This window comes from Pseudorhodoferax sp. LjRoot39 (assembly GCF_964253035.1).
Lineage (GTDB): Bacteria > Pseudomonadota > Gammaproteobacteria > Burkholderiales > Burkholderiaceae_C > Pseudorhodoferax.
This window is the reverse complement of sequence record NZ_CAXUQL020000001.1, coordinates 1,952,375-1,974,094: the sequence shown is the minus strand read 5'-3', so window position 1 is coordinate 1,974,094 and position 21,720 is coordinate 1,952,375. Positions and strand designations below refer to the sequence as shown.

32 protein-coding genes are annotated in these 21,720 nt (G+C 65.0%); 7 read left to right on the top strand and 25 right to left on the bottom strand.

Going from position 1 to position 21,720, the window contains the following annotated elements:
- Positions 1–15 precede the first annotated feature (15 nt).
- The 5 genes from ACSQ4M_RS09345 to ACSQ4M_RS09325 are packed head-to-tail and all read right to left on the bottom strand — an operon-like array spanning position 16 to position 2,748.
- Complete coding sequence (locus ACSQ4M_RS09345) at positions 16–546, bottom strand: F0F1 ATP synthase subunit delta (RefSeq protein ID WP_436189294.1); 531 nt, start codon at positions 544–546, stop codon at positions 16–18.
- Between the two features lie 8 nt (positions 547–554).
- A complete protein-coding gene (locus tag ACSQ4M_RS09340; protein ID WP_436189293.1) occupies positions 555–1,025 on the bottom strand; it encodes a F0F1 ATP synthase subunit B in 471 nt (156 codons plus the stop codon).
- A 42-nt stretch (positions 1,026–1,067) separates the two neighbouring features.
- On the bottom strand, positions 1,068–1,328 hold the full coding sequence (atpE, locus tag ACSQ4M_RS09335) for a F0F1 ATP synthase subunit C (RefSeq protein WP_056667590.1): 261 nt from the start codon (positions 1,326–1,328) through the stop codon (positions 1,068–1,070).
- A 59-nt stretch (positions 1,329–1,387) separates the two neighbouring features.
- Complete coding sequence (gene atpB / locus ACSQ4M_RS09330) at positions 1,388–2,266, bottom strand: F0F1 ATP synthase subunit A (RefSeq protein WP_114467751.1); 879 nt, start codon at positions 2,264–2,266, stop codon at positions 1,388–1,390.
- Positions 2,267–2,268: 2 nt separating this feature from the next.
- Complete coding sequence (locus ACSQ4M_RS09325) at positions 2,269–2,748, bottom strand: ATP synthase subunit I (RefSeq protein WP_436189292.1); 480 nt, start codon at positions 2,746–2,748, stop codon at positions 2,269–2,271.
- A 172-nt stretch (positions 2,749–2,920) separates the two neighbouring features.
- Between ACSQ4M_RS09325 and ACSQ4M_RS09320 the strand changes: the two genes are divergently transcribed.
- From ACSQ4M_RS09320 to lipA, 4 genes are read left to right on the top strand one after another with little or no spacing between them, the layout of a single operon-like run.
- Positions 2,921–3,790, top strand: coding sequence for an aminotransferase class IV (locus ACSQ4M_RS09320; protein ID WP_436189291.1), 870 nt, complete (start codon positions 2,921–2,923; stop codon positions 3,788–3,790).
- Positions 3,791–3,801: 11 nt separating this feature from the next.
- Positions 3,802–4,098, top strand: a complete 297-nt coding sequence (locus ACSQ4M_RS09315; RefSeq protein WP_436189290.1) for a YbeD family protein — start codon at positions 3,802–3,804, stop codon at positions 4,096–4,098.
- Between the two features lie 13 nt (positions 4,099–4,111).
- The gene (gene lipB, locus ACSQ4M_RS09310) at positions 4,112–4,783 is read left to right on the top strand and encodes a lipoyl(octanoyl) transferase LipB (RefSeq protein WP_436193986.1); all 672 of its coding nucleotides are present in this window, start codon (positions 4,112–4,114) and stop codon (positions 4,781–4,783) included.
- Between the two features lie 5 nt (positions 4,784–4,788).
- Positions 4,789–5,775 (top strand): lipoyl synthase, encoded by a 987-nt coding sequence (gene lipA, locus ACSQ4M_RS09305; protein WP_436189289.1) that lies wholly within the window; start codon positions 4,789–4,791, stop codon positions 5,773–5,775.
- A 15-nt stretch (positions 5,776–5,790) separates the two neighbouring features.
- Here the strand turns inward: lipA and ptsP are convergent, their stop codons facing one another.
- From ptsP to ACSQ4M_RS09285, 4 genes are read right to left on the bottom strand one after another with little or no spacing between them, the layout of a single operon-like run.
- Positions 5,791–7,560: a phosphoenolpyruvate--protein phosphotransferase gene (gene ptsP / locus ACSQ4M_RS09300; protein WP_436189288.1), complete on the bottom strand. Its 1,770-nt coding sequence runs from the start codon at positions 7,558–7,560 to the stop codon at positions 5,791–5,793.
- A gap of 22 nt (positions 7,561–7,582) precedes the next feature.
- The gene (locus ACSQ4M_RS09295) at positions 7,583–7,852 is read right to left on the bottom strand and encodes an HPr family phosphocarrier protein (RefSeq protein WP_436189287.1); all 270 of its coding nucleotides are present in this window, start codon (positions 7,850–7,852) and stop codon (positions 7,583–7,585) included.
- A complete protein-coding gene (locus ACSQ4M_RS09290) occupies positions 7,821–8,264 on the bottom strand; it encodes a PTS sugar transporter subunit IIA (RefSeq protein WP_056667614.1) in 444 nt (147 codons plus the stop codon). Before ACSQ4M_RS09290 ends, ACSQ4M_RS09295 begins: the two co-directional genes overlap by 32 nt.
- A gap of 10 nt (positions 8,265–8,274) precedes the next feature.
- The gene (locus ACSQ4M_RS09285) at positions 8,275–8,817 is read right to left on the bottom strand and encodes a hypothetical protein (RefSeq protein ID WP_436189286.1); all 543 of its coding nucleotides are present in this window, start codon (positions 8,815–8,817) and stop codon (positions 8,275–8,277) included.
- 59 nt (positions 8,818–8,876) lie between these two features.
- On the opposite strand from ACSQ4M_RS09285, the gene ACSQ4M_RS09280 reads away from it, so the two are divergent.
- The 3 genes from ACSQ4M_RS09280 to ACSQ4M_RS09270 all read left to right on the top strand — a co-directional run bounded on the left by ACSQ4M_RS09280 (position 8,877) and on the right by ACSQ4M_RS09270 (position 11,145).
- Positions 8,877–10,016 (top strand): hypothetical protein, encoded by a 1,140-nt coding sequence (locus tag ACSQ4M_RS09280; RefSeq protein ID WP_436189285.1) that lies wholly within the window; start codon positions 8,877–8,879, stop codon positions 10,014–10,016.
- A 66-nt stretch (positions 10,017–10,082) separates the two neighbouring features.
- Entirely contained in the window at positions 10,083–10,583 is a 501-nt protein-coding gene (locus ACSQ4M_RS09275) for a TlpA family protein disulfide reductase (RefSeq protein ID WP_436189284.1), read from the top strand.
- A gap of 79 nt (positions 10,584–10,662) precedes the next feature.
- Positions 10,663–11,145: a GNAT family N-acetyltransferase gene (locus ACSQ4M_RS09270; protein WP_436189283.1), complete on the top strand. Its 483-nt coding sequence runs from the start codon at positions 10,663–10,665 to the stop codon at positions 11,143–11,145.
- A gap of 21 nt (positions 11,146–11,166) precedes the next feature.
- Here ACSQ4M_RS09270 and ACSQ4M_RS09265 read toward each other — a convergent pair whose 3' ends face one another.
- The 16 genes from ACSQ4M_RS09265 to rpsL form a co-directional block, all read right to left on the bottom strand.
- Positions 11,167–11,673 carry a peroxiredoxin gene (locus ACSQ4M_RS09265; protein ID WP_436189282.1) on the bottom strand — a complete coding sequence of 169 codons (507 nt, stop codon included), beginning with the start codon at positions 11,671–11,673 and terminating at the stop codon, positions 11,167–11,169.
- 91 nt (positions 11,674–11,764) lie between these two features.
- Positions 11,765–12,034 (bottom strand): 30S ribosomal protein S17, encoded by a 270-nt coding sequence (rpsQ, locus tag ACSQ4M_RS09260; protein WP_436189281.1) that lies wholly within the window; start codon positions 12,032–12,034, stop codon positions 11,765–11,767.
- An 11-nt stretch (positions 12,035–12,045) separates the two neighbouring features.
- Entirely contained in the window at positions 12,046–12,267 is a 222-nt protein-coding gene (rpmC, locus tag ACSQ4M_RS09255; RefSeq protein ID WP_056667635.1) for a 50S ribosomal protein L29, read from the bottom strand.
- A 14-nt stretch (positions 12,268–12,281) separates the two neighbouring features.
- A complete protein-coding gene (gene rplP, locus ACSQ4M_RS09250) occupies positions 12,282–12,698 on the bottom strand; it encodes a 50S ribosomal protein L16 (protein ID WP_056667638.1) in 417 nt (138 codons plus the stop codon).
- 2 nt (positions 12,699–12,700) lie between these two features.
- The gene (gene rpsC / locus ACSQ4M_RS09245) at positions 12,701–13,558 is read right to left on the bottom strand and encodes a 30S ribosomal protein S3 (protein ID WP_436189280.1); all 858 of its coding nucleotides are present in this window, start codon (positions 13,556–13,558) and stop codon (positions 12,701–12,703) included.
- Positions 13,559–13,573: 15 nt separating this feature from the next.
- Positions 13,574–13,903: a 50S ribosomal protein L22 gene (rplV, locus tag ACSQ4M_RS09240; RefSeq protein ID WP_056667645.1), complete on the bottom strand. Its 330-nt coding sequence runs from the start codon at positions 13,901–13,903 to the stop codon at positions 13,574–13,576.
- Between the two features lie 9 nt (positions 13,904–13,912).
- On the bottom strand, positions 13,913–14,191 hold the full coding sequence (gene rpsS, locus ACSQ4M_RS09235) for a 30S ribosomal protein S19 (RefSeq protein ID WP_271232859.1): 279 nt from the start codon (positions 14,189–14,191) through the stop codon (positions 13,913–13,915).
- A gap of 10 nt (positions 14,192–14,201) precedes the next feature.
- Complete coding sequence (gene rplB, locus ACSQ4M_RS09230; protein ID WP_326541275.1) at positions 14,202–15,026, bottom strand: 50S ribosomal protein L2; 825 nt, start codon at positions 15,024–15,026, stop codon at positions 14,202–14,204.
- A gap of 1 nt (position 15,027) precedes the next feature.
- Positions 15,028–15,351, bottom strand: a complete 324-nt coding sequence (rplW, locus tag ACSQ4M_RS09225) for a 50S ribosomal protein L23 (RefSeq protein ID WP_056901434.1) — start codon at positions 15,349–15,351, stop codon at positions 15,028–15,030.
- The gene (gene rplD, locus ACSQ4M_RS09220) at positions 15,348–15,971 is read right to left on the bottom strand and encodes a 50S ribosomal protein L4 (protein WP_056667653.1); all 624 of its coding nucleotides are present in this window, start codon (positions 15,969–15,971) and stop codon (positions 15,348–15,350) included. The genes rplW and rplD overlap by 4 nt, the downstream gene beginning before the upstream one ends.
- Positions 15,971–16,645 (bottom strand): 50S ribosomal protein L3, encoded by a 675-nt coding sequence (rplC, locus tag ACSQ4M_RS09215; protein WP_056901435.1) that lies wholly within the window; start codon positions 16,643–16,645, stop codon positions 15,971–15,973. The genes rplD and rplC overlap by 1 nt, the downstream gene beginning before the upstream one ends.
- Positions 16,646–16,807: 162 nt before the next feature.
- Complete coding sequence (gene rpsJ / locus ACSQ4M_RS09210) at positions 16,808–17,122, bottom strand: 30S ribosomal protein S10 (RefSeq protein WP_056901436.1); 315 nt, start codon at positions 17,120–17,122, stop codon at positions 16,808–16,810.
- A 14-nt stretch (positions 17,123–17,136) separates the two neighbouring features.
- On the bottom strand, positions 17,137–18,327 hold the full coding sequence (gene tuf / locus ACSQ4M_RS09205; protein ID WP_436189279.1) for an elongation factor Tu: 1,191 nt from the start codon (positions 18,325–18,327) through the stop codon (positions 17,137–17,139).
- A 110-nt stretch (positions 18,328–18,437) separates the two neighbouring features.
- Positions 18,438–20,540, bottom strand: a complete 2,103-nt coding sequence (gene fusA / locus ACSQ4M_RS09200) for an elongation factor G (protein ID WP_436189278.1) — start codon at positions 20,538–20,540, stop codon at positions 18,438–18,440.
- Positions 20,541–20,623: 83 nt separating this feature from the next.
- On the bottom strand, positions 20,624–21,097 hold the full coding sequence (rpsG, locus tag ACSQ4M_RS09195) for a 30S ribosomal protein S7 (protein ID WP_056900423.1): 474 nt from the start codon (positions 21,095–21,097) through the stop codon (positions 20,624–20,626).
- A 164-nt stretch (positions 21,098–21,261) separates the two neighbouring features.
- A complete protein-coding gene (gene rpsL / locus ACSQ4M_RS09190) occupies positions 21,262–21,639 on the bottom strand; it encodes a 30S ribosomal protein S12 (protein ID WP_056658081.1) in 378 nt (125 codons plus the stop codon).
- Positions 21,640–21,720: the final 81 nt, after the last annotated feature.

The following is a 21,720-nucleotide window of genomic DNA, read 5'->3' as shown; positions in this document are numbered from 1 at the left end:
CCGTCGCCAACCGCATCAAGCGGTGAGCGCAGCTTTCATCTGTTCCAGGCGGGCCTTGACCGAGGTGTCCAGCACCTCGTCACCGACCACGGCACGGATGCCGCCGATCAGTGCCGGATCGATCTCGACCCGGGTCGTCAGCTTGCGGCCGAAGCGTTGTTCCAGCGTGGCCGAGACTTCCTGCAGCGCCTGCGCATCGATCGGGAAGGCGCTGTAGACCACCGCGTCGGATGCGCCCGTGGCGGCGTTCTTCAACGACCGGAACTGCACCGCCGCTTCGGGCAGCGCAGCCAGGCGATCGTTGTCGATCAGCACGCGCAGGAAGTTCTTGCCCGCTTCGGGCAGGCCCTGCGGCACCAAGCCGGCGATCAGGTCGAACACCTGGGCAGGCGTGACCTTGGGGTTGGCAGCGACATGCAGCAGTTCCGGCTGGGCGGCCACTGCCGCCAGCTGGTCCAGCCAGGCCTGCGCGCCGTTCAGGTCGGACGCGCTGGCCTTGAACAAGGCCTCTGCATAGGGACGCGCAATGGTCGCGAGTTCGGCCATGGCGTTCCTCAGAGTTCCGTCTTCAGGCGTTGCAGCAGGTCTGCGTGCACGCCGGCATTGACTTCCTTGCGCAGGATCTGCTCGGCACCCTTGACGGCCAGCACGGCGACCTGCTCGCGCAGGGCCTCGCGTGCACGCACGGTCTGGTGCTCGGCCTCGTCGCGCGCGGCGGCCACGATCTTGGCGGCCTCTTCCGCGGCGCGGCTCTTGGCCTCGTCGATGATCTGCTGGGCGCGGCGCTCGGCATCGGCCAGGCGGCCGGCGGTCTCGTTGCGCGAGGCTGCCAGTTCCTGTTCGACACGCTGGTTGGCAGAGCTGAGTTCGGCCTTGGCCTTTTCAGCGGCCGCCAGGCCGGCTGCGACTTTCTGTGCCCGTTCATCCAGCGCCTTCGCAATGGGCGGCCACACGAACTTCATCGTGAACAGCACCAGTAGCAGGAAGACGACGGCCTGAACGAACAGGGTTGCGTTGATACTCACGTCAACACTCCTCTACTCTAGGCTGGGGCGTCGGACGCAAAATCAGGCGGCGGGCAGTGCAGCGATGAACGGGTTGGCGAAAGCGAACAGCAGGGCGATGGCCACGCCGATCAGGAAAGCCGCGTCGATCAGACCAGCCAAGATGAACATCTTGGTTTGCAGGTCGTTCATGAGTTCAGGCTGGCGGGCCGAGGACTCGAGGAACTTGCCACCCATCAGGGCGATACCGATGGATGCACCGATCGCGCCGAGACCGACGATCAAACCACAAGCCAGAGCGACGAGACCGAGAACGTTTGCCATGATGACTCCTTAGATAAATGAAAAGGCAAGAGAAAAGAAACGAGATTTAAACCGCGGGCTCAATGAGCCTCATGCGCCTGGCCCAGATAGATGAGCGTCAGCATCATGAAGATGAAAGCCTGCAGCGTGATCACGAGGATGTGGAACACCGCCCAGATGAAGCCAGCGACCACGTGACCCACCGTGAGTGCCATGCCGGAGAAGCTGAAGGCCATGGCGCCACCCATCAGGGCAATCAACATGAACACCAGTTCGCCTGCATACATGTTGCCGAACAACCGCATGCCATGCGAGACGGTCTTGGCAAGATATTCGATGGCCTGCATCAGCAGGTTGATGGGCCACAGCACGGGGTGGGCGCCAAAGGGAGCGGTGATGAGTTCGTGGCCCCAGCCACCCAGACCCTTGATCTTGATGCTGTACAGGAAGCACAGGAACAGCACGGACGTGGACAGGCCCAGCGTGGTCGACAGGTCGGCGGTCGGCACGACGCGCATGTAGGCGTGGTGCGGATCGTGGCCCAGCGCGCCGTAGACATGGGTCCAGGCGCTCGGCAGCAGGTCGACCGGCAGCATGTCCATGGCGTTCATCAGGAAGATCCAGACGAACACGGTCAGCGCCAGCGGGGCGATGAACTTGCGGCTCTGCGCGTTGTGGATGTTGGCCTTGGCCTGGTTGTCGACCATCTCGACCAGGATCTCGACCGCGGCCTGGAAGCGGCCGGGCACGCCCGACGACACCTTGCGCGCGGCCAGCCACATCACGAAGCAGCCGATCACGCCCAGCAGCAAGGAATAGAGGACGGAATCCAGGTTGATGACATTGAAGTCGACGATGGCCGTCTGCTTCACGGGATTGAGAGCCCAGTCCACCTGCCAGTGTTGCAAGTGGTGGACGATGTACTCACTTGCGGTCGGTGCGTGTCCTTCAGCGGCCATCTTCAAGGTCTCTTCAGTTCCGTTTTCAACAACTTCGGCCGAGCCACCAGGGCCAGCCAATACATCTTCAGTGCAGCCACTACACCGGCCAGCATGGCCAGCCAGTGCAGGTCTGCGATCAACCACCAGGCCACCCCGAGCATCAGCACGCTCAGGCCCAGCTTGACCATCTCCCAGACCGCGAACCGCAGCATCGCTGCCTGCGAATTCGCGGGCGTGATGCGCATGGCCCGCACGAACAGGGCGGCAGGCAGGGCGATCGCCAGTGCGCCATACAAGGCGGACCAGGCGGCCGACCACTCGCGCACCCACAACAGCGCAATGGCCGACACGAGCACACCCACACCCACCTGGGCCGCAATCACCCACCAGGGCGAGAGCACGGGATTTGCGTCGCGCAAGCGTTGCGCCTCTTCGGCGGTCAAGGGCTTGAAATCTGCGACTTCAGCGTCCATCTCGGATGCAAGAGCTTGTTGGTTCATTTGTTATGGCTCCTGCTGCGCTGTACTTCCAGGCCGCGCGGCGGGCAGCGCCTGGGCGCCATCTGCTGCAGCTTGTGAAGCCTCCCCCGAGAATTTCGCAAAGCCACTTATTATACGTAGAAACCCCTGACGCTCGAAAGCTTCACGCTTGCGGCGTTGCATTTGCGCCCCCATGACCTCCGCCACGCTCCCCGATTTGCTGTGCCATCTTGACGGTGCATTGCTGCCCTTGCGTGACGCCAAGGTCAGCGTACTCGACCGTGGCTTCATCTTCGGCGACGACATCTACGAGGTGGTGCCGGTCTATGGCGGGCGGCTGTTCGGCTTCGCCGCGCACATGGCGCGGCTGGCTTGCTCGCTGGCCGAGATCGGCATCCCGAATCCACACGACGAAGCCACCTGGCGCGGCATCGCCGAGCAGTTGTTGGCGGCCTGCCCTCCCGCGCCGCTGCAGGCGCTCTACCTGCAGGTCACCCGCGGCGTCGCCATGCGCGAGCACACCATCCCGGACGGCCTCACGCCGACCGTGTTCGCGATGCTCAACCCCATGAAGCCGGTGTCCGATGCAGCCCGTGCCGCCGGCGTGGCCTGCGTGACGGCCGAGGACTTCCGCTGGAAGAAGGCCCACATCAAGAGCACCAGCCTGTTGGGCGCGGTGCTGGCGCGCCAGATCAGCGCACAGGTGGGCGCAACCGAGACCGTGATGTTCCGCGACGGCCTGCTCAGCGAGGCCTCGGCCAGCAACGTCTGGATCGTGCAGGACGGCCGGCTCAGTGGCGTGACGCCAGACGAACTGGTGCTGCGCGGCATCCGCTACGGCGTGATCGAACAGCTGTGCCGCCAAGCCGGCATCGCGTTCTCGCTGCGCGCGATCACACGCGACGAGGTCTTCGCCGCCGACGAGGTGCTGCTGTCCTCGGCCAGCAAGGAAGTGCTGCCCGTCACGCAGCTGGACGGCCACCCCGTTGGCAACGGCCGACCCGGCCCCATCTACACCCACTTGTACGCGCTCTACCAGCAGGCCAAGGCCCGCGCCGAATAGGAATCCAAGCCATGAACGACATTCCCGACACCCCGCAACCCGAAGCGCGCAAGGATTCGCTGATCGACTACCCCTCGCCGTTCCCGATCAAGGTCATGGGCACCAAGGCCGATGGCTTCGTGCACGCCGTGACCGCCATCGCGCGCCAGTTCGATCCGGCATTCGACGCCAGCACGGTCGAGCTGCGCGAGAGCAAGGGCGGCAACTACCTGGGCGTGACGGTCACGGTGACCGCCACCTCGCGCGAGCAACTCGACGAGCTCTACCGCACGTTGAGCACGCACCCCATGGTCAAGGTGGTGCTGTAGGCGCGTGTCCGCGATCCGCATCGAACAGCGTGGCCTGACCGACTGCGCAGCTGTCTGCGCCGAGATGCAGGCCTTCACGGCCGCACGCAGCGCCGACACGCCCGACGCCCTCTGGGTCTGCGAACACCCGCCCGTGTTCACCCAAGGCCTGGCCGGCAAGCCCGAGCACATCCTGCTGCCGGGCGACATCCCGGTACTGGCCACCAACCGCGGCGGCCAGGCCACCTACCACGGGCCCGGCCAGGTCGTGGCCTATCCGCTGATCGACCTGCAGCGTGGCGGCTACTACGTCAAGGAGTACGTGCACCGCATCGAGGAGGCCGTGCTGCGCACGCTGGCCCACTTCGGCGTGACCGGCCACCGCGTGCGCGGCGCACCGGGCATCTATGTGCGCATGGACGACCCCTTCGGCCATGCACGCCTGGAACCGACGCCTGACGGCGAAGAGCCGCGCTTCATCGGCCTGGGAAAGATCGCCGCGCTGGGCATCAAGGTCAGCCGGCACTGCACCTACCACGGCGTGGCGCTCAACGTGGCCATGGACCTGGAGCCCTTCGGCCGCATCAACCCTTGCGGCTATCCCGGGCTGCAGACGGTGGACCTTTCTACAATCGGCCTCCCCATCACCTGGAACGAAGCGGCGTCGGTGCTGAGCGACAAGCTCGCCACCCACCTCGCCCCCTGACCGCCATGAGCAGCACCGAAGTCGTCCGCGACGCGCAAGACGCCGCCAGCTACAACGCATCCGCCAAACAGAAGGCCGCGGCCAAGCTCTCGCGCATCCCGGTCAAGGTCGAGCAGGCCGAGACGCTCAAGAAGCCCGACTGGATCCGCGTCAAGGCCGGCTCGCCGACCACGCGCTTCTACGAGATCAAGCAGATCCTGCGCGAGAGCAACCTGCACACGGTCTGCGAGGAAGCCTCCTGCCCCAATATCGGCGAATGCTTCGGTAAGGGCACGGCCACCTTCATGATCATGGGCGACAAGTGCACGCGGCGCTGCCCATTCTGCGATGTCGGCCACGGCCGCCCCGACCCGCTCGATGCCGACGAGCCGCTGAACCTGGCCAGGACCATCGCCAAGCTCAAGCTCAAGTACGTGGTCATCACCAGCGTGGACCGCGACGACCTGCGCGACGGCGGCAGCGGCCACTTCGTCGAGTGCATCCGCCAGACGCGCGCGCTGTCGCCGAGCACTCAGATCGAGATCCTGGTGCCCGATTTCCGCGGCCGCGACGACCGCGCACTGGAGATCCTGAAGGCCGCCCCGCCGGACGTGATGAACCACAACCTGGAAACCGCGCCGCGCCTGTACAAGCAGGCCCGCCCCGGCAGCGACTACCAGTTCAGCCTGAACCTGCTCAAGAAGTTCAAGGCCCTGCACCCCCACGTTCCGACCAAGAGCGGCATCATGGTCGGCCTGGGCGAGACCGACGAAGAGATCCTGCAGGTCATGCGCGACATGCGCGCACACGACATCGACATGCTGACCATCGGCCAGTACCTGGCGCCCAGTACCAGCCACCTGCCGGTGCGCCGCTACGTGCACCCGGACACCTTCAAGATGTTCGAGGAAGAGGCCTACAAGATGGGCTTCAGCCACGCCGCCGTGGGCGCCATGGTGCGTTCCAGCTACCACGCCGACCAGCAGGCCGGCCACGTGCTGGCCGCCCACTGAGGACGGGAAGGGCGATCAGCCCTTCGCCAGCAACGCGGCCGGGTCGTCGGCCGCAAGCACCTGCTGCGCCCAGGCCGCCAGCTTGCCGGCATCGGCGCGCAGCACCTCCTGCTTGACCGCCAGGATCTGAGCGGGGTGCATGGAGAAGCTGCGCAAGCCCAGGCCCAGCAGCAGCCGTGTGAACTGCACATCACCGGCCATCTCGCCGCACACGCTGACGCCCTTGCCCTGGGCGCGGCATTCCGCGATGGTGTCGGCCAGCAGCCGCAGCACGGCCGGGTGCAGCGGGTCGTACAGATGGGCCACCGATTCGTCGGCGCGGTCGATGGCCAGCGTGTACTGGATCAAATCGTTGGTGCCGATCGACAGGAAGTCGAAGTACTTGAGGAACAGCCGCACCGTCAGCGCAGCGGCCGGCACCTCGATCATGGCGCCGAGCAGCACCGTGCCGTAGGCCGCGCCGCGGTTGTCGAGCTCGGCGCGCGCGAAGTCGATCAGCGAAAGCGTCTGCCGGATTTCGCTGCCATGGGCCAGCATGGGGATCAGCAGGTGCACCGGGCCGTGCACGGCGGCGCGCAGGATGGCCCGCAACTGGGTGCGAAACATGGCCGGGTCGGCCAGACTCCAGCGGATCGCGCGCAGGCCCAGTGCAGGGTTCAGGTGCGCATCGTCTTTGGCCGCGCGGTCCAGCGGCTTGTCGGCGCCCACGTCCACCGTGCGGATCGTGACCGGCAAGCCCTCCATGCCCAGCACAGCGCGGCGGTAGGCCTGGTACTGCTCTTCCTCGTCGGGCAGATGGCCCTGGCGGCCCATGAACAGGAACTCGCTGCGGAACAGGCCGACACCGGCGGCCCCGCCCTTGAAGGCGCCTGGCGCGTCGTCGGGCATCTCGATGTTGGCCAGCAGTTCGATGCGCTCGCCGTCCAGCGTGATGGCCGGGGTGTGGCGCAGGCGCGCCAGGCGTTCACGCTCGAGCTCGCCCTGACGCTGCTTGAAGCCGTACTCGGCCAGGATGATGGCCGAGGGGTCGACGATGACCACGCCGGCATCGCCGTCGATGATGACCCAGTCGTCCTGGCGCACCAGCTGGCTGGCCGCGCGCGCACCGACCACCGCCGGGATGTCCATGCTGCGCGCCACGATGGCCGTATGCGAGGTCTTGCCGCCGACATCGGTCACGAAGCCCGCGAACACGCTCTGCTTGAACTGCAACATGTCGGCCGGCGACAGGTCGTGTGCGATCAGCACCAGCGGCACGTCCACGGTGTCGTCCAGCAGCAGGTCCTGCTGGGTCTTGCGGCGTGGGGCGGTAGGCGGCGCCACGGGCGAGGCCACGCCCTTCATGTAGCGCAGGATGCGTTCGACGACCTGCTCGAGGTCGGCCTTGCGCTCGCGCAGGTACTCGTCCTCCATTTCGTCGAACTGGCGCGCGATGATCTCCAGCTGCGTGGTCAGCGCCCATTCGGCGTTGTACAGGCGGTCGGTGATCCAGTGCTTGACGCCGCTGGTCAGTGCCTCATCCTGCAACAGCATGAGGTGCACATCCAACATCGCCGACAGCTCGTGCGGCGCGTCGTTGGGGCCCATCTGGGCCACGCTCAACTGCAGCCGGTGCAGCTCGTCGATGACGGCGTTGCGGCCGGCGCGCAGCCGGTCGATCTCGCCGGCAATGCGCTCAGGCTCGATGAAGTAGTGCGCCACCTCGACGCGGCTGGACGCCATCAGCACCGCGCGGCCGATTGCCACCCCGCGGGCCACCGGCAGGCCGTGCAGGGAGAAGGTCACCGCATGCCCCGCATCGCCGAGCTCACGCGGCTTCGCCGAACTTGTCGGCGATCAGCGCCAGCACGGCGTCCATGGCTTCCTGCTCCTGCGGCCCGTCGGTGTCGATCACCACGGTGCTGCCCAGGCCGGCGGCCAGCATCATCACGCCCATGATGCTCTTGGCATTGACGCGCCGCTCGCCCTTGGCGATCCAGACTTCGCACGGAAAACTGCCCGCCAGCTTGGTCAGCTTGGCGGACGCGCGGGCGTGCAGCCCGAGCTTATTGTTGATGCTCGTGGTGGCTTTGATCATTCCTCTTCCTTGCCTGGTTCTGCGGCGCTGTGATCGCCACCTGCATGACGCCCTGCGTGCCGCCCACCAGGGCACGCGCGACGAGCGCCTCCAGCGGCTCGTGCCGGTAGCTCACCGTGCGCAACAGCATGGGCAGGTTGACGCCCGCCACCAGCTTGCTGCGCACGCCGTCGACCAGCCGCTGGGCCACGTTGCAGGGCGTGGCGCCGAACACATCGGTCAGCACCAGGATGGGTGCATTGCCCATCTGCGCCATGGCGATGCGGGCCGCGCCGAAAGTCTCGTCGGGAGACACATGGGGCAGAACATCCAGCGCCTGCACGCCGCGCTCGCAGTCGGGGAATACGTGCAATGCGCACTGGCGCAGTGCGTGCGCCAGCGGCGCATGGGCGACGATCAGGATGCCGGTCATGACTGCAGGATTATGGTGCCGGCGCGAAACCGGAGAAAAAGCTCTCGGCCACCTCGGCGCGCGCCTGCGGCGCGAAGACAACGCCGTGCACGAGATGCAAGCCTGCCGCATCGGCCGTGGCGAACCACACCGCATGCACGGCAACGGCTGCGCCATCGGCCCTGCGCCCTTCGGCACGCAGGTGCAGGCCCGCGCCCAGGATCCCCACGCCAGACGGGGCCCAGGCCTGCTCCACCTCGGCATGGGCTTGCACATGGGCAAGTACGGCGGCCTTCCAGCCCGCCAGCAACGGGGCTGCGTCCAGCCCTGCGGCAAACGGCAGCTGCACATGCGAGACCGCGAAAGTCGCTCCATCGGCATCGCAGCCCAGCATGCGCAGCGGCAGCTGGCGCCCACCCATCGTGACCTCGCGTTCGGCGCGGTCGGGTTTGCAGGGCAGCAGTATGCGCAGCGGCATGCCCTCGATGCGGACCTCCCGCCAGTTCAACGCGGGGCTGCAGGCCAGCAGCACGGCCGTCAGCAGTGCCAGAGACCAGGGGCGGGTGCGCGTCATGGCGCGGATTATCGAGCGCGTGCACCAGGTGTTCGGCCCATTAAACTGAATGGCTGTCCATGACCCACGACGCAGACTCCGAGCCGGCAATGCCCGGCATGCCGCCCTTGCCGCCGCACCCGCCAGCGCCGGCAGCGAGGACGGCGCGCGCCCATGCCAGCCTGGCCGGCGCGGTCGGCGACGCACTCGGCCCGCCGATGGAAGAAGCACACGCCATCGTCCAGGAGTTCCTGCGCAGCGGCAAGATCGCCCGCGCCCAGTTGCAGCGGCTCGGCGCCGCGGTGGAAGACGGGCTTCTGGTCGCGCAGCAGAGCCGGCAGCTGGCAACACTGGCCGAGCCGCTGCGTGCACCCACCGGCGCGGCGCAACGCCTGGACATCCTCGTGTCGCAGGCGCTGGCGCGGCAGATGCCCAGCCTGCAACACCACCGCGTGCAGGTGCGCCAGCACAGCGCATCGCCGGCCTGGGTGGCCATCGACGCCGCACTGCTGCAATGCCTCCTCGATGCCGCCATCGCCTGGTGCACCCGGCCCGACCACCGGCTGACGGTCTCGCTCGATGCCTCGGGCGACATGGCGATCGCGCTGCTGCGCCTGCGCCTGCGTGCAGACGGCGCCGCCCCCACCGGGCCGGACACGCGGCAGCGCCTGTCCTGGCATCTGCTGGAGACGCTGGCACGTGTGACGGGCACCCGCCTGGCGCACCAGCGCCACGGCGACGAGACGGTGCTGACACTGGGCTTGCCGCAGCTGCACGAGGTCGCGGCCGACCCCTTGCCCGGAGACCTGCTCACCAGCCAGGATTCGCTGGTGGGGAGCGCGGCCGTGCCGCTGCAACACCAGCGCGTGCTGCTGATCACGCGGCACGAGGTGGTGCGCCTGGAGGTCGAGCATGTCTGCGAAAGCCTCGGCGCCCTGGTCGACTGGGTTGCGACCGGCACTGCGGCAAAGCGCCAGTTCGCGCAGACCCGGGCCGACCTCGTCCTGGTGGACGCCCGCAACATCGACGCCGCGACGCAGCGCCTGCAGCAGGAGCTTCAGGCGGCGGCACCCGACATTCCTTGGATCGAAATCGCACAGGACGCAGCCAGCGCCTCGCTGACCCAGTGGATGCGCGAAGACAGCCTGACGCTGCACAATCTGCGCAGCCAGTTGGCCAGCACGCTGCTGTACGGCCTGTCGCGGGCACATGCGCGCTGAAACGCGCCTGTCCACAGAACTTTTCCGCCATTGCCGAGTCGCTCTTCCGGTCCGCTCCCCACCGCCATGAAAAAGCTCTACTCCTTCGCTGCCGTCGCCGTCCTGCTGGCCGCCGGCGCATTCGGTTACCACGTGATGGCGGCCTCGACGCCGGCACCGGATGCCAGGTACGTGCTGCTTGATGGCAGCACGGTGGACACGCAGGCCATGAAGGGCCGCGTCACGCTGGTCAACTTCTGGGCCACGAGCTGCGTGACCTGCGTGGCCGAGATGCCGCGCATCATCGCCACCCACGACAAGTACAGCGCGCAGGGCTACGACACGCTGGCCGTCGCCATGCAGTACGACCCGCCCAGCTATGTCGTGAACTTCGCCGAGACGCGCAAGCTGCCGTTCCGCGTCGCCATCGACAACACCGGCAGCGTGGCCAAGGCCTGGGGCGACATCCAGCTGACGCCCACGACCTTCGTCGTCAACAAGCGCGGCGAGATCGTCAAGCGCTACGTGGGCGAGCCCGACTTCGCCGAGTTGCACCGCCTGATCGAAAAGCTGCTGGCCGAGGCCTGACGCCTCCCGACAGGCTCCGGCTTGGGGCATGGGGCACGAGTCGCTACACTGGGCCGTGCCCTCGCCTGCCCGACTGCCGATGCCAAAGATCAGCATCATCCAGCCCGACGACCCTGCGCTGCTGGACGCAACACGTGAAATCTTCTCCGAGTACGCCGCCAGCCTCGGCGTGGATCTTCAGTTCCAGCAATTCGATGCCGAACTCGCCACACTGCCCGGGGTCTATGCATCTCCGCGCGGCACCTTGCTGCTGGCACTGGTCGATGACGCCGTGGCCGGCTGCTGCGCGTTGCGGCCACTGGACGACGCGGACTACGCCAACGCCTGCGAGATGAAACGCCTGTATGTGCGCAAGGCCTTCCGCGGCTTCGGCCTGGGCCGGCAACTGGCAGAGCTGGCCCTGGACGCTGGGCGCCGTGCCGGCTATGGCTGCGTGCTGCTCGACACCCTGGACGACATGGAAGCCGCGCGCGCGCTGTACGAGGAACTGGGGTTCGAGGAAGTGCCGCCCTACTACCACAACCCGATCGCGGGCGCGCACTACCTCAAGGCCGAACTCTGAGCGAGCCCGGCCCCGCGGCCATCAGCCCTGGGCCTGCTTGAGCAGCGTGGCGGCGTCGCTGACCTCGAACTTGCCGGGGGCCTCCACATTCAGCGCGGCGACCTTGCCGTCCTTGACCAGCATCGAGTAGCGGTTGCTGCGCAGGCCCATGCCACGCGCCGTCAGGTCCAGCGTCAGGCCAGTGGCCTTGGCGAAGTCGGCGCTGCCGTCGGCCAACATGCGCACCTTGCCCGCGGTCTTCTGATCGCGCGCCCACGCGCCCATCACGAAGGCGTCGTTCACGCTCACGCACCAGATCTCGTCCACGCCGGCGGCCTGCAGCGCGGCCTGGTTCTCGACATAGCCCGGCACATGCTTGGCCGAGCAGGTCGGCGTGAAGGCGCCCGGCAGTGCGAACAGCGCGATCGTCTTGCCTGCACTGGCCTTGACCACGTCGACCGCGTTCGGGCCAATGCTGCAGCCCTCGCCTTCGACCTCGGAATACTCCATCAGCGTGGCGCTGGGCAGGCTGTCGCCGACTTTGATCATGTGCGTTCTCCTCTTGGGGATTGAAAAACAAAAACGGCCCACATTGTGGGCCGTTTTTCAGGGGTCCTTTGCCGGGGTCACCGGCAAGCCATCACAGCTCGGGGGCCTTCTGGACCAGACGGGTCGCAACCCAGGTCTTGGTCTTGGAGATCGGCCGGCTCTCGGTGATCTCGATGGTGTCACCCGTCTTGTACTCGCCCTTTTCGTCATGGGCGTGGTACTTGCTCGACTTGCCCACGATCTTGCCGTAGAGCTCGTGCTTGACGCGGCGCTCGATCAGCACCGTCACCGTCTTGGCGCGCTTGTCGCTGACGACCTTGCCGATCAGAGTGCGCTTGAGGGAGGGTTTGGCTTCCGTCATCGTGCTACTCCTTACTTCGCAGCCGCATCGGCGCTGCGCTTTTGCACCAGGATGGTCTTGGCGCGCGCGATTTCGCGGCGCGTGCTGCGCAACGTCGCGGTGTTGTTCAGCTGCTGCGTGCCCTTTTGCATGCGCAGACCGAAATGGGCCTTCTGCAGTGCCTTGACTTCGGCTTCGAGGCCGGCTGCGTCCTTGGCGTGCAGGTTCTTGCGGGATTCCGTGATCTTGGACATTCAGGTTTCCTCGCTCATTGGCCAATCATGCGCGTCACGAAGGTCGTGCGCAGCGGCAGCTTGGCGGCAGCCAGGCGGAACGCTTCGCGGGCGAGCTCTTCGGGAACACCGACGATTTCGAACACGATCTTGCCGGGCTGGATTTCGGCCACGTAGTACTCGGGGTTGCCCTTGCCGTTACCCATCCGGACTTCGGCGGGTTTTTGCGAGATGGGCTTGTCCGGGAACACGCGGATCCAGATGCGGCCGCCACGCTTCACGTGACGGGAGATCGCACGACGGGCCGACTCGATCTGGCGTGCCGTCAGGCGGCCGCGGTCGGTGCACTTCAGGCCGAAGTCGCCAAAGGCGACCGAGCTACCGCGCGTGGCGATGCCCGTGTTACGGCCCTTTTGCTCTTTGCGGTATTTGCGGCGAGCGGGTTGCAACATGATTACTCTCCTTTACCGTCGGTCGCACCAGCGGCCGGCGCGGCTACCTTGCGGACGCGCTGAACGGTAGATTTCGGCGCATTTGCGCCTGCGGTTTCATTGGGGCGGTCACCACCGTCGCGGCGGGGGCCACGGCCGGCAGGGCGCTCACCCGGGCGGCCATCGCGGCGCGGGCCACGCGGACGACGCTCTTCCTCGGCACGCGGCTCCTGCACCACGGGTGCATCGCCACGGCCCAGGGTGTCACCCTTGTAGACCCAGACCTTGACGCCGATGACGCCGTAGGTGGTCTTGGCTTCGGACACGCCGTAGTCGATGTCCGCGCGCAGCGTATGCAGGGGCACACGGCCTTCGCGATACCACTCGGTACGGGCGATTTCGATGCCGTTCAGACGACCGGCGGACATGATCTTGATGCCCTGGGCGCCCAGACGCATCGCGTTCTGCATCGCGCGCTTCATGGCGCGGCGGAACATGATGCGCTTTTCCAGCTGCTGGGTGATGCTGTCGGCGATCAGCTTGGCATCGATTTCGGGCTTGCGCACTTCTTCGATGTTGACGGCCACCGGCACGCCCAGCTGCTTGGCCAGTTCGCGCTTGAGGTTCTCGATGTCCTCGCCCTTCTTGCCGATCACGACGCCCGGACGTGCCGAGAAGATCGTGATGCGGGCGTTCTTGGCGGGGCGCTCGATCAGCACGCGCGAAACCGACGCGTTCTTCAGCTTGGCCTTCAGGTACTCGCGCACCTTGATGTCTTCGGCCAGCATGCCGGCGAAGTCATTGTTGCTGGCGTACCAACGGCTGGACCAGTTGCGGCTCACCGCAAGGCGGAAGCCGGTCGGATGGATTTTCTGTCCCATAGCTTTCCAGACTTCTTAGTTGCCAACCGTCACGTACACATGGCACGTCGGCTTGCTGATGCGGTTGCCACGGCCCTTGGCGCGCGCCGTGAAACGCTTGAGCGTCGCACCTTGCTCGACATAGATGGTCTTGACCTTGAGCTCGTCGATGTCGGCACCGTCGTTGTGCTCGGCGTTCGCGATCGCGGACTCCAGCACCTTCTTGATGATGACAGCGGCCTTCTTCTGCGTGAATTGCAGCGTGTTCAGCGCCTGATCCACCTTCTTGCCGCGGATCAGGTCCGCCACCAGACGACCCTTGTCGACCGACAGACGGACACCCCGCAGGACTGCACGTGTTTCCATGGTCATTCCTTACTTCTTCTGGACTTTCTTGTCCGCAGGGTGACCCTTGAAGGTACGGGTCAGTGCGAACTCGCCCAGCTTGTGACCGACCATCTGGTCGGTGATGTAGACCGGAACGTGCTGCTTGCCGTTGTGCACGGCGATCGTCAGACCGATGAACTCGGGCAGGATCATGGAGCGACGCGACCAGGTCTTGATCGGCTTCTTGTCCTTGTTGGTCACGGCCTTGTCGGCCTTGGCAACCAGGTGATGGTCCACAAAGGGACCCTTCTTGAGAGAGCGGGTCATGTGCTATCCCTTACTTCTTGCGACGCGACACGATCATCACCTGCGTGCGCTTGTTGTTGCGGGTGCGATAGCCCTTGGTCAGGTTGCCCCACGGGTCGACAGGATGGCGGCCTTCGCCAGTCTTGCCTTCACCACCACCGTGCGGGTGGTCCACCGGGTTCATGACAACGCCACGAACGGTCGGACGGATGCCTTGCCAGCGGGTGGCACCGGCCTTGCCCAGACGGCGCAGGCTGTGCTCTTCGTTGGCAACTTCACCGATGGTGGCGCGGCACTCGATGTGGATCTTGCGCACTTCGCCCGAACGCATACGCACCTGGGCGTAGGCGGATTCGCGGGCCAGCAGCGTGGCCGAAGCACCGGCAGAACGCGCGATCTGCGCACCCTTGCCCGGCTGCAGCTCGATGCAGTGGATCGTCGAACCGACGGGGATGTTGCGGATCGGCAGCGTGTTGCCAGCGCGGATCGGCGCTTCGGCGCCCGACAGCAGCGTCGCACCGACTTCAACACCGCGCGGGGCGATGATGTAGCGGCGCTCGCCGTCGGCGTAGCACACCAGGGCGATGTGGGCGGAACGGTTCGGGTCGTACTCGACGCGTTCGACCTTGGCCGGGATGCCGTCCTTGTTGCGCACGAAGTCCACGACACGGTAGTGGTGCTTGTGGCCACCACCCTTGTGACGGGTCGTGATGTGCCCGTTGTTGTTGCGGCCGGCCTTCTGGAATTGCGGTTCCAGCAGCGGCGCGTGCGCAGCACCCTTGTACAGGTGGTCGCGCGTCACCTTCACCATGCCGCGACGGCCTGGCGAGGTGGGCTTCATCTTGATGACGGCCATGTTATGCAGCCTCCCCGGTCAGTTGGAGTTCCTGGCCCGGTTGCAGGGTCACGTACGCCTTGCGCACGTTGTCCCGGCGGCCGATGGACTTGCCGAAGCGCTTGGTCTTGCCCTTGGTGTTGACCACGGACACGCCCTTGACCTCGACCTTGAACAGCAGTTGCACTGCGGCCTTGATCTCGTGCTTGGTCGCGTCCTGCAGCACCTTGAAGGTGACCGCGTTGGACTTCTCGGCGACCATGGTGGCCTTCTCGGAGACGACAGGCGCAACCAGCACCTGCATCAGACGGCCTTCGTCGAATTGCGTCGTCTTGGAGGAGCTCATGCGAACATCTCCTTGAGTTTGTCCATGGCAGCCTTGGTCACCAGGACCTTCTTGTAATGCACCAGCGACACGGGGTCGGCGTAGCGCGGCTCGACAACCAGCACATTGGCCAGGTTGCGGGAGGCCAGGTACAGGTTCTCGTCGACTTCGTCGGCGATGACCATGACCGAAGAGGCCAGGTTCAAGGCCTTCAGGCGCGTGGCCAGTGCCTTGGTCTTGGGCGAATCCACCGTCAGCGATTCAACGACAGCCAGGCGGCCTTCGCGGGCCAGCTGCGAGAAGATGGACGCCATGCCGGCGCGGTACATCTTCTTGTTGATCTTCTGGGTGAAGTTCTCGTCCGGCATGTTCGGGAAAATCCGACCGCCCCCACGCCACAGCGGCGAGGACGTCATACCGGCACGTGCGCGACCCGTACCCTTTTGCTTGAAAGGCTTCTTGGTCGAGTGCTTGACCTGCTCGCGGTCCTTCTGCGCACGCGTGCCCTGGCGGGCGTTGGCGCGGTAGGCCACGACGATCTGGTGCACCAGGTCTTCGTTGTAGTCACGACCGAACACGGTGTCGGGCACGTCCACCTTGGACGCGGCCTGGCCTTGGTCGTTCAGGAGTTCGAGCTGCATCAGTTCGCTCCCTTTTCAGTCTTGGCCTTGATGGCCGGACGCACCGTGACGAAGCCGCCCTTGGACCCGGGCACGGCGCCACGGATCATCAGCAGTTGACGGGCTTCGTCGACGCGGATCACGTCGAGGTTTTGGGTGGTGACGGTGTCGTCGCCGAGGTGGCCCGACATCTTCTTGCCCGGGAACACGCGGCCCGGATCCTGCGCCATGGAGATCGAGCCCGGCACGTTGTGCGAACGGCTGTTACCGTGCGATGCGCGCTGCGAACCGAAATGGTGACGCTTGATCGTGCCGGTGAAGCCCTTGCCGATGGTCGTGCCTTGCACGTCCACCTTCTGGCCCACGGTGAAGAGCTCAGCGACGGGCAGGGTTGCGCCGGCTGCGAACTTCGCAGCGGCATCGGCCGTCACGCGGAATTCCTGGATGATTTCACCGGCTTCCACGCCTGCCTTGGCAAGGTGGCCGGCTTGCGGCTTGGTCACGCGCGATGCACGGCGTGCGCCGAACGTCACTTGCAGAGCGACGTAGCCGTCGTTCTCTTGGGTCTTGACCTGGGTCACGCGGTTGTTGGACACGTCGACCACCGTGACGGGCACTGCATCGCCGTCGTCGGTGAACAAACGCATCATCCCAACCTTGCGTCCCAGCAACCCGAGGGAGTTGCTTTGACTCATAGTTTTCTCCGTAACTTCCACCACCCCGACTGCAATTGGCCGAGGTGTTTTGCTGTGAAAGGAGGTTGATGATTCCCCACCCAAAACGGGCGGAGCCAAAAATTATAGCCCGGGGCTGCCGAATCGGCAACCCCGGGCTAAGGGAGGTCGATCAGTCTGCGTTTATTGCAGCTTGATCTCGACGTCCACGCCAGCCGGCAGGTCCAGCTTCATCAGCGCGTCGACGGTCTTGTCGGTCGGGTCGACGATGTCCATCAGGCGCTGGTGCGTGCGGATCTCGAACTGGTCGCGGCTCGTTTTGTTGACGTGCGGCGAACGCAGGATGTCGAAACGCTTCATGCGCGTCGGCAGGGGCACGGGGCCCTTGACGATGGCGCCGGTGCGCTTGGCGGTGTCGACGATCTCGGCTGCGGACTGGTCGATCAGCTTGTAATCGAAGGCCTTCAGACGGATGCGGATCTTTTGCTTGTTGCTCATGGTGCTCGCTCCGCTCACTCGATGATCTTGGCGACCACGCCGGCGCCGACGGTCTTGCCGCCTTCGCGGATGGCGAAGCGCAGGCCTTCTTCCATGGCGATCGGGTTGATCAGCTTGACGGTGATCGACACGTTGTCGCCAGGCATGACCATTTCCTTGCCTTCGGGCAGGCTGATCGCGCCGGTCACGTCCGTCGTGCGGAAGTAGAACTGCGGGCGGTAGTTGTTGAAGAACGGCGTGTGACGACCACCTTCATCCTTGGACAGCACGTAGATTTCCGACGTGAAGTGCGTGTGCGGCTTGATCGAGCCGGGCTTGCACAGCACTTGGCCGCGTTCGACTTCTTCGCGCTTGGTGCCGCGCAGCAGGATGCCGACGTTGTCACCAGCCTGGCCTTGGTCCAGCAGCTTGCGGAACATTTCCACGCCGGTGCAGATGGTCTTGGCCGTGGCCTTGATGCCGACGATCTCGATTTCTTCGCCGACCTTGATGATGCCGCGCTCGACGCGGCCGGTCACCACGGTGCCACGGCCGGAGATGGAGAACACGTCTTCCACGGGCATCAGGAAGGTGCCGTCGATGGCACGCTCGGGCGTGGGGATGTAGGTGTCCAGCGCTTCGGCCAGCTTCAGGATGGCGCCTTCGCCCAGGTCGCCCTTGTCGCCTTCCATGGCGAGCTTGGCCGAGCCGTGGATGATGGGGGTGTCGTCGCCGGGGAATTCGTACTTGTCCAGCAGTTCGCGCACTTCCATTTCGACGAGCTCGAGCAGTTCGGCGTCGTCCACCATGTCGCACTTGTTCAGGAACACGATGATGTAAGGCACGCCGACCTGACGGGCCAGCAGGATGTGCTCACGGGTCTGGGGCATCGGGCCGTCGGCGGCCGAGCACACCAGGATGGCGCCGTCCATCTGGGCGGCACCGGTGATCATGTTCTTGACGTAGTCGGCGTGGCCGGGGCAGTCCACGTGGGCGTAGTGGCGCGTGGCGGTTTCGTACTCGACGTGCGCGGTGTTGATCGTGATGCCGCGGGCCTTTTCTTCCGGAGCCGCGTCGATCTGGTCGTAGGCCTTGGCCTGGCCGCCGAACTTGGAGGCCAGCACCGTCGTGATCGCTGCCGTCAGCGTGGTCTTGCCGTGGTCCACGTGGCCGATGGTGCCGACGTTCACGTGCGGCTTGGTCCGCGCAAATTTCTCTTTTGCCATATCAAATCTCCAAAGAGCATGTCCCGTGATGAGGTTTTAGGTCTGCACGACGTTGCTTGATCGCCACGCACGGGCACGTGGCGGCACGCCGTCGCAGACCGGCTGAAAACTTACTTTGCGCGCGCTGCCATGATGGCTTCGGACACGTTGCGCGGGGCTTCCGCGTAGTGCTTGAATTCCATCGTGTAGGTGGCGCGGCCTTGCGTGGCCGAACGCAGCGAGGTCGAGTAGCCGAACATTTCCGACAGCGGAACTTCGGCCTTGATGGCCTTGCCGCCGCCGACCATGTCGTCCATGCCCTGCACCATGCCGCGGCGCGAGGACAGGTCGCCCATCACGGTACCGGCATAGTCTTCAGGCGTCTCGACTTCCACGGCCATCATGGGCTCGAGGATGACGGGGTTGGCCTTGCGGCAGCCTTCCTTGAAACCGAAGATGGCGGCCATCTTGAACGCCAGTTCGTTCGAGTCGACGTCGTGGTACGAACCGAAGTGCAGCGTGACCTTGACGTCGACCACCGGGTAGCCGGCCAGCACGCCTTGCGTGACCGCTTCGTTGATGCCCTTCTCGACCGCGGGAATGAATTCACGCGGCACCACACCACCCTTGATCGCGTCGACGAACTCGATGCCCTTGCCGGCTTCGTTCGGTTCGATCTTCAGGACCACGTGGCCGTACTGGCCCTTGCCGCCGGATTGGCGCACGAACTTGCCTTCGGCTTCGTCGACGGTCTTGCGGATGGTTTCGCGGTAGGCCACCTGGGGCTTGCCGACGTTGGCTTCCACGCCGAATTCGCGCTTCATGCGGTCGACGATGATTTCCAGGTGCAGCTCGCCCATGCCGGCGATCAGCGTCTGGCCGGATTCTTCATCGGTCTTCACGCGGAAGGACGGATCTTCGGCAGCCAGGCGCTGCAGGGCGATACCCATCTTTTCCTGGTCGGTCTTGGTCTTGGGTTCGACAGCCTGCGTGATCACGGGCTCGGGGAACACCATGCGCTCCAGCACGATGGGCGCGTTGACGTCGGCCAGCGTTTCACCGGTCGTCACGTCCTTCAGGCCCACGCAGGCAGCGATGTCGCCGGCACGGATTTCTTCGACTTCCACGCGGTCGTTGGCCATCATCTGCACGATACGGCCGATGCGTTCCTTCTTGCCTTTGACCGAGTTGAACACCGTGTCACCCTTGGTCAGCACGCCCGAGTAGACGCGCACGAAGGTCAACTGGCCCACGAAGGGGTCGGTCATCAGCTTGAACGCCAGCGCCGAGAACTTCTCGCCGTCGTCGGCCTTGCGGGTGACGGGCTGCTCTTCTTCATCGGTACCCGACACGTCCGGGATGTCCACGGGCGAGGGCAGGTAGTCGATCACGGCGTCCAGCATGCGCTGCACACCCTTGTTCTTGAAGGCGGTACCGCAAAGCATCGGATGGATTTCCGTTGCGATCGTGCGCGTGCGCAGGCCGGCCTTGATTTCCTCTTCGGAGAGCGAGCCCTCTTCGAGGTACTTGTTCATGAGCTCTTCGGAGGCTTCGGCCGCAGCCTCGACCATCTTCTCGCGCCACTCTTCGGCCAGGGCCTGCAGGTCAGCGGGAATCTCGACGTAGTCGAACTTCATGCCTTGCGAAGCCTCATCCCACAGGATGGCCTTCATCTTCAGCAGGTCGACCACGCCCTTGAAGCCTTCTTCCGCGCCGATCGGAATCACCACAGGCACGGGGTTGGCCTTCAGGCGCAGCTTCATCTGGTCGTAGACCTTGAAGAAGTTGGCACCGGTGCGGTCCATCTTGTTCACGAAGGCCAGACGCGGCACCTTGTACTTGTTGGCCTGGCGCCAGACGGTTTCCGACTGGGGCTGCACGCCACCCACGGCGCAGTACACCATGCAGGCGCCGTCCAGCACGCGCATGGAGCGCTCGACTTCAATCGTGAAGTCCACGTGGCCGGGGGTGTCGATGATGTTGAAGCGGTGCTCGGGGTAGGACAGGTCCATGCCCTTCCAGAAGCAGGTCACGGCAGCCGAGGTGATCGTGATGCCACGCTCTTGCTCCTGCTCCATCCAGTCCATGGTGGCCGCGCCATCGTGCACTTCGCCGATCTTGTGGTTCACGCCGGTGTAGAACAGGATGCGCTCGGTCGTGGTGGTCTTGCCGGCGTCGATGTGCGCCGAGATACCGATGTTGCGGTATCGCTCGATGGGGGTTTTGCGGGCCATGAAAGAAACTCCTTGAACGGCATAGAGCCCGCCCGCCTCGTGGGCAGGTCGGGCTCCAGGCCTTTAGAACGACAGGGTGGGGATCAGAAACGGAAGTGGCTAAAGGCCTTGTTGGCCTCTGCCATGCGGTGCACTTCGTCACGACGCTTCATGGCACCACCGCGGCCTTCGGTCGCTTCCATCAGCTCGTTGGCCAGGCGCAGCGACATGGATTTCTCGCCACGCTTGCGGGCGGCTTCCTTGATCCAGCGCATCGACAGGGCCAGGCGGCGCACCGGGCGCACTTCGACGGGCACCTGGTAGTTGGCACCACCGACGCGGCGGGACTTCACTTCCACCATCGGCTTGACGTTGTTGATGGCGATCGTGAAGGCTTCGACCGGGTCCTTGCCCGGGTTCTTCTTCTCGATGAAGTCGAGAGCGCCGTAAATGATGCGCTCGGCAACAGCCTTCTTGCCGCCTTCCATGATGACGTTCATGAACTTGGACAGCTCGACATTGCCGAACTTGGGATCCGGCAGGATTTCACGTTTGGGAACTTCGCGACGACGTGGCATGTTTCACCTCTTTGCTTCAGTTGGCCTTCTTGCGAAAGCCGCGGGAGCCATCTCGGACACCCACTTACTCGACCCCTCCGGAACATCCGGAATTCGGGTCACTACGCTGCCTCACCGCGCCACGCGGGAAACAGCACCTGCTATCTCTTGAAACCGAAGGTTTCTTACTTGGCCTTGGGCTTCTTCGCGCCGTACTTGGAGCGCGACTGCTTGCGGTCCTTCACACCCTGCAGGTCCAGCGAACCGCGCACGATGTGGTAACGCACACCGGGCAAGTCCTTGACACGACCGCCGCGAACCAGCACGACGCTGTGTTCCTGCAGGTTGTGGCCTTCGCCGCCGATGTAGGAAATGACTTCGAAGCCGTTGGTCAGACGGACCTTGGCAACTTTACGAAGCGCCGAGTTCGGCTTCTTCGGGGTCGTGGTGTACACCCGGGTGCAGACGCCACGGCGCTGCGGGGAGTTTTGCATCGCGGGGCTCTTCGAGTTGATGGTCTCGACTTCCCGGCCCTGACGCACGAGTTGATTGATGGTTGGCACTAAGCCTCTCCTTGTGATGGCGCTCGCCTGGCGTTCCAACAACGCAGGCACACACCGACAACCGCTTCGACTGACGTCTTT

Excerpts from the sequence above, each read along its gene's own strand:
- ACSQ4M_RS09345 (WP_436189294.1), bottom strand. The coding sequence starts at position 546 with ATGGCCGAACTCGCGACCATTGCGCGTCCCTATGCAGAGGCCTTGTTC.
- atpE (WP_056667590.1), bottom strand. The coding sequence starts at position 1,328 with ATGGCAAACGTTCTCGGTCTCGTCGCTCTGGCTTGTGGTTTGATCGTC.
- atpB (WP_114467751.1), bottom strand. The coding sequence starts at position 2,266 with ATGGCCGCTGAAGGACACGCACCGACCGCAAGTGAGTACATCGTCCAC.
- ACSQ4M_RS09325 (WP_436189292.1), bottom strand. The coding sequence starts at position 2,748 with ATGAACCAACAAGCTCTTGCATCCGAGATGGACGCTGAAGTCGCAGAT.
- ACSQ4M_RS09320 (WP_436189291.1), top strand. The coding sequence starts at position 2,921 with ATGACCTCCGCCACGCTCCCCGATTTGCTGTGCCATCTTGACGGTGCA.
- ACSQ4M_RS09315 (WP_436189290.1), top strand. The coding sequence starts at position 3,802 with ATGAACGACATTCCCGACACCCCGCAACCCGAAGCGCGCAAGGATTCG.
- lipA (WP_436189289.1), top strand. The coding sequence starts at position 4,789 with ATGAGCAGCACCGAAGTCGTCCGCGACGCGCAAGACGCCGCCAGCTAC.
- ACSQ4M_RS09295 (WP_436189287.1), bottom strand. The coding sequence starts at position 7,852 with ATGATCAAAGCCACCACGAGCATCAACAATAAGCTCGGGCTGCACGCC.
- ACSQ4M_RS09290 (WP_056667614.1), bottom strand. The coding sequence starts at position 8,264 with ATGACCGGCATCCTGATCGTCGCCCATGCGCCGCTGGCGCACGCACTG.
- ACSQ4M_RS09285 (WP_436189286.1), bottom strand. The coding sequence starts at position 8,817 with ATGACGCGCACCCGCCCCTGGTCTCTGGCACTGCTGACGGCCGTGCTG.
- ACSQ4M_RS09280 (WP_436189285.1), top strand. The coding sequence starts at position 8,877 with ATGACCCACGACGCAGACTCCGAGCCGGCAATGCCCGGCATGCCGCCC.
- ACSQ4M_RS09275 (WP_436189284.1), top strand. The coding sequence starts at position 10,083 with ATGAAAAAGCTCTACTCCTTCGCTGCCGTCGCCGTCCTGCTGGCCGCC.
- ACSQ4M_RS09270 (WP_436189283.1), top strand. The coding sequence starts at position 10,663 with ATGCCAAAGATCAGCATCATCCAGCCCGACGACCCTGCGCTGCTGGAC.
- ACSQ4M_RS09265 (WP_436189282.1), bottom strand. The coding sequence starts at position 11,673 with ATGATCAAAGTCGGCGACAGCCTGCCCAGCGCCACGCTGATGGAGTAT.
- rpsQ (WP_436189281.1), bottom strand. The coding sequence starts at position 12,034 with ATGACGGAAGCCAAACCCTCCCTCAAGCGCACTCTGATCGGCAAGGTC.
- rpmC (WP_056667635.1), bottom strand. The coding sequence starts at position 12,267 with ATGTCCAAGATCACGGAATCCCGCAAGAACCTGCACGCCAAGGACGCA.
- rplP (WP_056667638.1), bottom strand. The coding sequence starts at position 12,698 with ATGTTGCAACCCGCTCGCCGCAAATACCGCAAAGAGCAAAAGGGCCGT.
- rpsC (WP_436189280.1), bottom strand. The coding sequence starts at position 13,558 with ATGGGACAGAAAATCCATCCGACCGGCTTCCGCCTTGCGGTGAGCCGC.
- rplV (WP_056667645.1), bottom strand. The coding sequence starts at position 13,903 with ATGGAAACACGTGCAGTCCTGCGGGGTGTCCGTCTGTCGGTCGACAAG.
- rpsS (WP_271232859.1), bottom strand. The coding sequence starts at position 14,191 with ATGACCCGCTCTCTCAAGAAGGGTCCCTTTGTGGACCATCACCTGGTT.
- rplB (WP_326541275.1), bottom strand. The coding sequence starts at position 15,026 with ATGGCCGTCATCAAGATGAAGCCCACCTCGCCAGGCCGTCGCGGCATG.
- rplW (WP_056901434.1), bottom strand. The coding sequence starts at position 15,351 with ATGAGCTCCTCCAAGACGACGCAATTCGACGAAGGCCGTCTGATGCAG.
- rplD (WP_056667653.1), bottom strand. The coding sequence starts at position 15,971 with ATGCAGCTCGAACTCCTGAACGACCAAGGCCAGGCCGCGTCCAAGGTG.
- rplC (WP_056901435.1), bottom strand. The coding sequence starts at position 16,645 with ATGAGTCAAAGCAACTCCCTCGGGTTGCTGGGACGCAAGGTTGGGATG.
- rpsJ (WP_056901436.1), bottom strand. The coding sequence starts at position 17,122 with ATGAGCAACAAGCAAAAGATCCGCATCCGTCTGAAGGCCTTCGATTAC.
- tuf (WP_436189279.1), bottom strand. The coding sequence starts at position 18,327 with ATGGCAAAAGAGAAATTTGCGCGGACCAAGCCGCACGTGAACGTCGGC.
- fusA (WP_436189278.1), bottom strand. The coding sequence starts at position 20,540 with ATGGCCCGCAAAACCCCCATCGAGCGATACCGCAACATCGGTATCTCG.
- rpsG (WP_056900423.1), bottom strand. The coding sequence starts at position 21,097 with ATGCCACGTCGTCGCGAAGTTCCCAAACGTGAAATCCTGCCGGATCCC.